The 7,740-nt window shown below is 64.0% G+C and carries 7 protein-coding genes; 6 read left to right on the forward strand and 1 reads right to left on the reverse strand.

From position 1 onward, the window contains the following. The 6 genes from ribF to GPT33_RS15370 form a co-directional block, all read left to right on the forward strand. The coding region (ribF, locus tag GPT33_RS15345; RefSeq protein WP_296810487.1) for a riboflavin biosynthesis protein RibF at positions 1 to 513 on the forward strand (513 nt) is incomplete at its 5' end. A 136-nt stretch (positions 514 to 649) separates the two neighbouring features. Then, the gene (gene ileS / locus GPT33_RS15350; protein WP_296810490.1) at positions 650 to 3,481 is read left to right on the forward strand and encodes an isoleucine--tRNA ligase; all 2,832 of its coding nucleotides are present in this window, start codon (positions 650 to 652) and stop codon (positions 3,479 to 3,481) included. 82 nt (positions 3,482 to 3,563) lie between these two features. Continuing rightward, complete coding sequence (lspA, locus tag GPT33_RS15355; protein ID WP_296810500.1) at positions 3,564 to 4,046, forward strand: signal peptidase II; 483 nt, start codon at positions 3,564 to 3,566, stop codon at positions 4,044 to 4,046. A gap of 279 nt (positions 4,047 to 4,325) precedes the next feature. Further along, entirely contained in the window at positions 4,326 to 5,231 is a 906-nt protein-coding gene (gene rimK / locus GPT33_RS15360) for a 30S ribosomal protein S6--L-glutamate ligase (protein ID WP_296810502.1), read from the forward strand. 172 nt (positions 5,232 to 5,403) lie between these two features. Then, complete coding sequence (locus tag GPT33_RS15365; protein ID WP_296810505.1) at positions 5,404 to 6,447, forward strand: succinylglutamate desuccinylase/aspartoacylase family protein; 1,044 nt, start codon at positions 5,404 to 5,406, stop codon at positions 6,445 to 6,447. A gap of 311 nt (positions 6,448 to 6,758) precedes the next feature. Further along, a complete protein-coding gene (locus GPT33_RS15370; RefSeq protein WP_296810507.1) occupies positions 6,759 to 7,223 on the forward strand; it encodes a DsrE family protein in 465 nt (154 codons plus the stop codon). A 113-nt stretch (positions 7,224 to 7,336) separates the two neighbouring features. On the opposite strand, the gene GPT33_RS15375 is transcribed toward GPT33_RS15370, so the two are convergent. Then, positions 7,337 to 7,740: putative PEP-binding protein (locus tag GPT33_RS15375; protein ID WP_363929414.1), on the reverse strand; the 404-nt coding region annotated here is incomplete at its 5' end.

The raw sequence follows: 7,740 nt of genomic DNA on the forward strand, positions 1-7,740 counted from the left end.
ACGCACGGTACCGAGCGGATCAGCAGCACCCGGGTGCGCGAGGCGCTCGGTCGCGGCGACCTCGAGCAGGCCCGGCACCTGCTCGGGCGCCCCTACCGCATGAAAGGCCGCGTCTCCCATGGCGCCAAGCGCGGTCGCGGCATCGGCTTTCCGACCGCGAATATCAACCTACACCGCAGGTTCAGTCCGGTGCGCGGGGTTTACGCCGTGATGGTGTCCGGTCTCGGCCCGACCCCGCTGCCGGGCGTGGCGAATGTCGGAACACGCCCGACCGTCAACGGCAAAGACTATCGCCTCGAGGTCCATCTCTTCGACTTCGATCGAGAGATCTACGGGCACCACCTAGAGGTCGAATTTCGGCTGAAGTTGCGCGACGAGAAGCGTTTCGAATCCTTCGATGCCCTCAAGGAGCAGATCCAAGTCGATGCGCGGGTCGCGCGCGAGTATCTACGCTCGGCCGGGCCGCATGACCTTGACAGCCCTCAGCCGCCGGGCGCCAGCCTCCAGCCCTGAGTCGGCTCGGGGTTCGGACTCGGACGCGATCGCCTTTGCCTCACGCGGCCGAGCGAGCCACAATCGTGCTTTGTTCGCCCCGGAGCCCCTCCGAGTCTCCGACGCGACCCCTTCCGACGCACCGAGACCAAGCCACGTGACCGATTATAAAGACACCTTGAATCTCCCGAACACGGGCTTCCCGATGAAGGCAAACCTCGCCCAGCGCGAGCCCGCGATGCTCGAGCGCTGGGAGTCGATGGCGCTCTATGCCCTGATCCGCCAGGCCCGCGCGGGTGCTCCGACCTTCATCCTCCACGACGGCCCGCCCTACGCGAACGGCGAGATTCATATCGGCCATGCGGTCAACAAGGTGCTCAAAGACATCATCGTCAAAGCGCGCACGCTCGATGGCTTCGATGCGCCCTATGTACCCGGCTGGGACTGCCACGGGCTGCCGATCGAGCTCCAGGTGGAGAAGAAGAAGGGCAAACCGGGGCATAAGATCAGCGCCGCTGAATTTCGCGTCGCCTGTCGCGACTACGCCGCCAAGCAGGTCGACGGCCAACGCGCCGACTTCAAGCGTCTGGGTGTCCTCGGCGACTGGGACAACCCCTATCTGACGATGGACTTCGCGTTCGAGGCCGAGATCATCCGCTCGCTCGGGCGCATCATCGCCAACGGCCATGTGCAGAAGGGGTTCAAGCCGGTGCACTGGTGCATCGACTGCGGTTCCGCGCTCGCCGAGGCCGAGGTCGAATATGCCGACAAGCAATCGATTGCGATCGACGTGCGCTTCCCGGTCGTGGAGCCCGAGTCGCTCGAAGCGCGCTGTCACGGCACGCCGAACGGCTGCGGCGAAGGTCCGGCCTCGATCGTGATCTGGACCACCACGCCCTGGACCCTTCCGGCCAACCAGGCGGTCGCACTCAATGCCGAGCTCGAGTACGTGGTCGTCGCGGTCGAGTCCGCGCAGGGCCACGAGCGTCTGATCGTCGCCGAGGGACTGCTCAAGGACACCATGGCCCGCTGGGGGATCGAGCAGTATCGGGTGCTCGGCTACGGTCGCGGGATCGACTTCGAAGGACTCAAGCTCAAACACCCCTTCTACGATCGCGAGGTGCCCGTGATCGTCGGCGAGCATGTGACGCTCGACGCCGGCACCGGGGCCGTCCACACCGCGCCGGGCCATGGTCTGGAGGACTATATCGTCGGCCAGCGCTACCACCTGCCGGTCCACAACCCGGTCGGCGGCGACGGACGTTTTCTGCCCGACACACCGCTCTTCGCGGGCGAAAACGTCTTCAAGGCCAACGAGCAGGTCGTCGAGACCCTGAAGGCCAAAGGCGCACTGCTGCTGGCCACCCGTTTCACTCACAGCTATCCGCATTGCTGGCGGCACAAGACGCCGATCATCTTCCGCGCCACGCCGCAGTGGTTCATCGGCATGGAGAAGCAGGGGCTGCGCAAGGCCGCCCTGCGCGAGATCCGCCATGTGAGCTGGATGCCCGATTGGGGTCAGAGCCGGATCGAAGGCATGGTCCAAGGCCGACCGGACTGGTGTATCTCGCGTCAGCGCACCTGGGGCGTGCCCATCACGCTCCTCGTCCATAAGGTCACGGGCGAGCTGCACCCGCGCACGGCCGAGCTGATCGCAGAGGTCGCAAGCCGGGTCGAGCAGCAGGGCATCGAGGCATGGTTCGCGCTCGAGCCGGCCGATCTACTCGGCGAGACCGAAGGCGCGGAGTTCGAGAAGGTCCACGACACCCTGGATGTCTGGTTCGACTCGGGCGTCACGCATGCCTGCGTGCTCGAGCATCGCGACGGACTGCGCGCGCCCGCCGATCTCTATCTGGAAGGCTCGGATCAGCATCGCGGTTGGTTTCAAAGCTCGCTCATGACCTCGGTGGCCATGTACGACCGTGCGCCCTATCGGCAAGTCCTCACCCACGGTTTCACCGTCGATGCCAAGGGCGAGAAGATGTCCAAGTCCAAGGGCAACGTGGTCAAGCCGCAGGATGTCATGAAGACCCTGGGCGCGGACATCATCCGTCTGTGGGTCGCGGCCACCGACTACCGCGCCGAGATGGGCGTCAGCGACGAGATCCTGAAACGCACCGCGGATGCCTATCGGCGCATCCGCAACACCGCGCGCTTCCTGCTCGCCAACCTCAACGGCTTCGATCCGGCCACCGATCGGGTCGCACCCGAGTCCCTGCTCGAGCTTGACCGCTGGGCCGTCGATCGCGCCTTCCGGCTTCAGCAGGAGGTCATCGATGCCTATCGCGACTATCAGTTCCATCTCATCTATCAGAAGGTCCAGCAGTTCTGCGTCGTCGACATGGGGTCCTTCTATCTCGACGTCATCAAAGACCGTCAGTACACCACGCCGGCGGACAGCCTACCGCGACGCTCCTGTCAGACCGCGATGTATCACATCGCCGAGGCGATGAGCCGTTGGCTCGCGCCTATCCTCAGTTTCACCGCCGAGGAGATCTGGCAGCATCTGCCGGGCGAGCGCGCCGAAACCGTCTTCGTCGAAACCTGGTACGAGGGGCTCTTCCCGCTCGCCGACGGCGACCCGATGGACCGTGCCTTCTGGGATCAGGTCATCGCGACCCGTCTCGCCGCCGGACCCGCGCTGGAGACCGCACGCAAGGCGGGGCTGATCGGCTCGTCGCTGGATGCCGAGCTGGATCTCTATTGTTCCGAGCCCCTCGCCGCCCTGCTCGGTCGCTTGGGCGACGAACTGCGCTTCGCACTCATCACTTCCGAGGTCCGCCTGCACCCGTCAAGCGAGCAGCCGCAGGATGCGGTCGAGACCGAGCTGAAGGGGCTCGCCGTACGGGTCCGCCCCTCGAAACACACCAAGTGCGTACGTTGTTGGCATCATCGGCCCGACGTGGGAACACACGCCGAGCATCCGGAGCTCTGCGGACGTTGCGTGGAAAATGTCGCGGGCAGCGGCGAGGTCCGCCGCTATGCCTAAGTCGCACACGTCGGCGACAGACGCCTCACCGGTCGACTCGGCGACCCGCTCGGCGAGCGGCCCAAGCACCAGAAGCCGCGTCATGAAACACTGGCTCTGGCTCTCGCTCGCCGTTCTGGTGCTGGACCAGGCCACAAAGTGGTTGGTTCTGGGGCTGCTCGAGCCCTTCGAGGTCATCGAGCTGATCCCGAACCTCAACCTGACCCTGATGTTCAACACCGGCGCCGCCTTCAGCTTTCTGGCCGATGCCGGCGGCTGGCAGCGTTGGCTGTTCGCCCTTGTTGCCGTGGGCATCACGGTTGCACTCACCGTCTGGCTACTGCGCCTGAAATCCGAAGAGGGCGTGCTTGCGTTCGGACTGGCGCTCTTGATCGGCGGTGCCGCGGGCAACCTGATCGACCGAGTTCTGCTCGGTCATGTCGTCGACTTCATTCAGGTTTATCTTCCTCTTATCCCGCTTGCCCTTTTCAATCCTTGGCCCTCGTTCAACGTTGCGGACAGCGCCATCAGTATCGGCGTCGTCGTCATGCTGATCGCAACCTTGCGGGAGAGCGAGCGCACGTGAGCCGGAGCGCGCCGCACGGATCCCCTCGCTTCCGAGGCAGATCCCGATGCAGGCGGCACCGCAACCAGACGGACTAAGCGGAGTCGAAGCGTAGGACGTCCGGTCGAGCATACCCGAGTGATCTCAACGGCGCGTTCTCGGTATCATGCAGGCCCGCCCGTTCGCGAGCTCGAATCAAACGCAACCCCGGAGCAGTCCCGCTCGCCGTGGGCCGCACGCCTCCATATCCCAGACCCGCGTCCATCGGGACGATAAGACCCATCACGAGAAGGCTTCGCCATGAGAATCGCCATCCTTTCGCGCAACCCGACGCTCTATTCGACTCGGCGCATCGTCGAGGCTGCGCGCATGCGTGGACACGAAACCAAGGTCGTCGACGTCCTGCGTTGCTACATGAACATCACCTCGCACGCACCCTCGATCCACTATCGAGGCGAAGAGCTCAGAGACTTCGACGCCGTCATCCCGCGTATCGGCGCCTCGGTCACCTTCTACGGTACGGCGGTGTTGCGTCAGTTCGAGATGCTCGGGGTCTATCCCCTGAATGAATCGGTCGCCATCACCCGCGCTCGCGACAAGCTCCGCTCCGTGCAGCTGCTCGCGCGCAAAGGCATCGGTCTGCCCATCACCGGGTTCGCCCACGCACCGGACGATGTCGAGGATCTGATCAAGATGGTCGGCGGCGCCCCGCTGGTCATCAAGCTCTTGGAAGGCACCCAAGGTATCGGCGTCGTGCTGGCCGAGACCCAACAAGCCGCGGAAAGCGTGGTCGAGGCATTCATGGGCCTCAAGGTCAACATCCTGGTCCAGGAATACATCAAAGAAGCAAACGGCGCCGACATCCGCTGTTTCGTGATCGGCGACAAGGTCGTCGCGAGCATGAAACGCCAAGCCAAGCCCGGCGAATTCCGCTCCAACCTCCATCGCGGCGGAAGCGCGTCGCTGATCCGCATCACGCCCGAAGAGCGCTCGACCGCCACCCGAGCCGCCAAGATCATGGGTCTGAACGTCGCCGGCGTCGACATCCTGCGCTCCAACCACGGCCCAGTGGTGATGGAGGTCAACTCATCCCCCGGACTAGAGGGCATCGAGCGTGCCACCGGCAAGGACATCGCATCGCAAATGATCGAGCTCGTCGAGAAGAACGCAGTGCTCGGCAAGACGCGTACGCGGGGGCAGGGGTGAGTGGCGAGCTGTCAGCCGTCAGCATTATCCTGCATCGCCTTTGCGGCTCAACGGGTCCCGTCAGCCTGAAAGCTGAAGGCTGAAGGCAGGAGGCAGGAGCCCGAAAGCCAAACCCCACAAGATGGCAATTTCATGACAAGATCGCGGCGTCTGTCTCCAAGGACGCCAGCCGATGACCGCAAAATCAGTCACCATCGCCGGTCGCGAGATCCAACCCGGGCAGCGCGCCCGGGTTGACATCCCGCTCCCCAATCTCTACACCACCACACCGGTCTTCATGCCGGTGCATGTGGTTCAAGGCCGCAAGCCCGGCCCGCGTCTTTTCGTCACGGCGTCCGTCCATGGCGACGAGATCAACGGAGTCGAGATTATTCGCCGGTTGCTCATGCACAAGTCATTGAGCCGCCTGCTCGGTACCCTGCTCGCCGTACCGGTCGTCAACGTCTACGGGTATGTACGCCAGTCGCGTTACCTACCCGACCGGCGTGACCTGAACCGCAGCTTTCCGGGCTCGGAAAAGGGCTCGCTCGCGGCACGCTTGGCCGCGACCCTCATTAGTGAGGTTGTCGAGGGATCTACCCACGGGATCGATCTCCATACCGGGGCGATCCACCGCGAGAACCTGCCGCAAATCCGCGTCACACTCAACGCGAGCGATGACATGCCGGGGTTGGCGAAGGCATTCGAGACGCCGGTCATCCTCGACGCGGAGATACGCCCCGGATCGCTTCGCGCGGAGGCCGCCGCGCGCGACATCCCCATCCTGCTCTACGAGGGGGGCGAGGCGCTACGTTTCGACGAGTTTGCCGTGCGCGCCGGTCTGCGCGGAATCTTGGGCGTCATGCGTCACATCGGGATGATCCGATCCACCGCGCCGCGCCGCGCGATCGGACACGAGCCGCTCGTCGCCCGATCGAGCGTCTGGGTCCGTGCCAATCAGAGCGGCATCCTGCTCTCTCTCACTCCGCTCGGCGCCCACGTCAACAAGGGCGACACCCTGGGCATCATCACCGACCCCTTCCGGCCGGTCGACGACCCGGTACTCTCGCCGGTGAGCGGCATCGTCATCGGCCGCACCAATCTCCCGCTCATTACCGAGGGCGAGGCACTCTATCACCTCGCCTGCTTCGGCAAGCCGGAGACCGCAGCGGCCTTGTTGGAGCAGTACCGGGATGCACTCGATCCGGATGACGAGGAAGACACCGTCATCATTTAATCCAGATCCGGCAGTTGACCGCTTCGTGCCGCATGCAAGGTTTTGTCGAAGTTGACAATCTTAGTCATCCAACGCCTCACCCGCCGGGTGTCGGCCGCTACGGCGAAACGCCGTCGGGATCCTTTGGTAATACCCGTGTTAAAAACACTGAAATACCCGAGTGGTTCTTGTCATATCCTCACAAACGGGGTCGGAGATCCATTGGAGGCTGCATACGCGACGCATCGGCAGATGTGTGCATCGCGTTGCATGCGGACCCGGCCGACCCTCGCGCACGAGAACCGACAACAACCACCATCGGATCAAATCCAATGAACCGCATCATCCTGGCTTCATCCCTCTTCCTGCTGGTCGCCGGTGCCCCTTACGCCGACGAGCGATACCCTGCGCAGAAGGTCGTCTACCATATCAACGTCGACGATGCGGCAACACAGACCGCCGCTCTGCGCAACATTCAGAATCACATCGACGCGGTCGGGGCCGACAACATCGAGGTCAAGGTGGTCATGCACGGCGACGGCATCTCGTTGCTCCTCGAGCCCGACGCCTTGGAGGGCACCAAGATGAAGGCAGCCAACGCCGACGCGGACATGGCCGCCCGGATCGATGGACTAAAGCAACAAGGCGTGGCGTTCGAGGTTTGCGCAAACACGCTGAAGGGTCGCGATGTCGAGATCGACGACATGTACGACGTGAGCGAAGCGGATATCGTCCCGAGCGGTGTTGCTGAGTTGTCGCGGCTCCAGCAGCAGGGCTACACCTATATCAAGCCTTGAGAGCGCCGCGGCCACGGCGTGAACATGCGGCTCGGGTCAGGTACCGAACCGCCTGGCCGCATTCTCCTCTCCTGCAATGAACGACCATCCCTGGCCTGTCAACCGTCCCGACCCTATCGAGCCGCCTTCAGCGCCGCATGGGCCGCCGCGAGCCGGGCGACCGGCACTCGCGGACCCGAGCAGCTGACATAGTCCAACCCCGCTTCATGACAAAAGGCGATGGACGCGGGGTGGCCGCCGTGCTCGCCGCAGATGCCGACATGCAGGTTGGGCTTGACCGAGCGCCCCCAATCCACGGCCAGCTGCATCAGCTTGCCCACGCCCTTCACGTCCAACACCTCGAAGGGGTTGTCCTGCAGGATGCCGGATTGGTTGTAGAGCGGCAGGAACTTGTTCTCGGCATCCTCACGCGAGAATGAGAAGGTCGCCTGCGTGAGGTCATTGGTGCCGAAGGAGAAGAACTCGGCTTCCTCGGCGAGCGACTCGGCACGCATGCAGGCCCGTACCACCTCGATCA

This window comes from Thiocapsa sp. (assembly GCF_011390875.1).
Lineage (GTDB): Bacteria > Pseudomonadota > Gammaproteobacteria > Chromatiales > Chromatiaceae > Thiocapsa.

Bases quoted from the DNA above. Each gene is read 5' to 3' on its own strand.
- GPT33_RS15365 (WP_296810505.1), top strand. From the start codon at position 5,404: ATGACCGCAAAATCAGTCACCATCGCCGGTCGCGAGATCCAACCCGGG.
- rimK (WP_296810502.1), top strand. From the start codon at position 4,326: ATGAGAATCGCCATCCTTTCGCGCAACCCGACGCTCTATTCGACTCGG.
- lspA (WP_296810500.1), top strand. From the start codon at position 3,564: ATGAAACACTGGCTCTGGCTCTCGCTCGCCGTTCTGGTGCTGGACCAG.
- GPT33_RS15370 (WP_296810507.1), top strand. From the start codon at position 6,759: ATGAACCGCATCATCCTGGCTTCATCCCTCTTCCTGCTGGTCGCCGGT.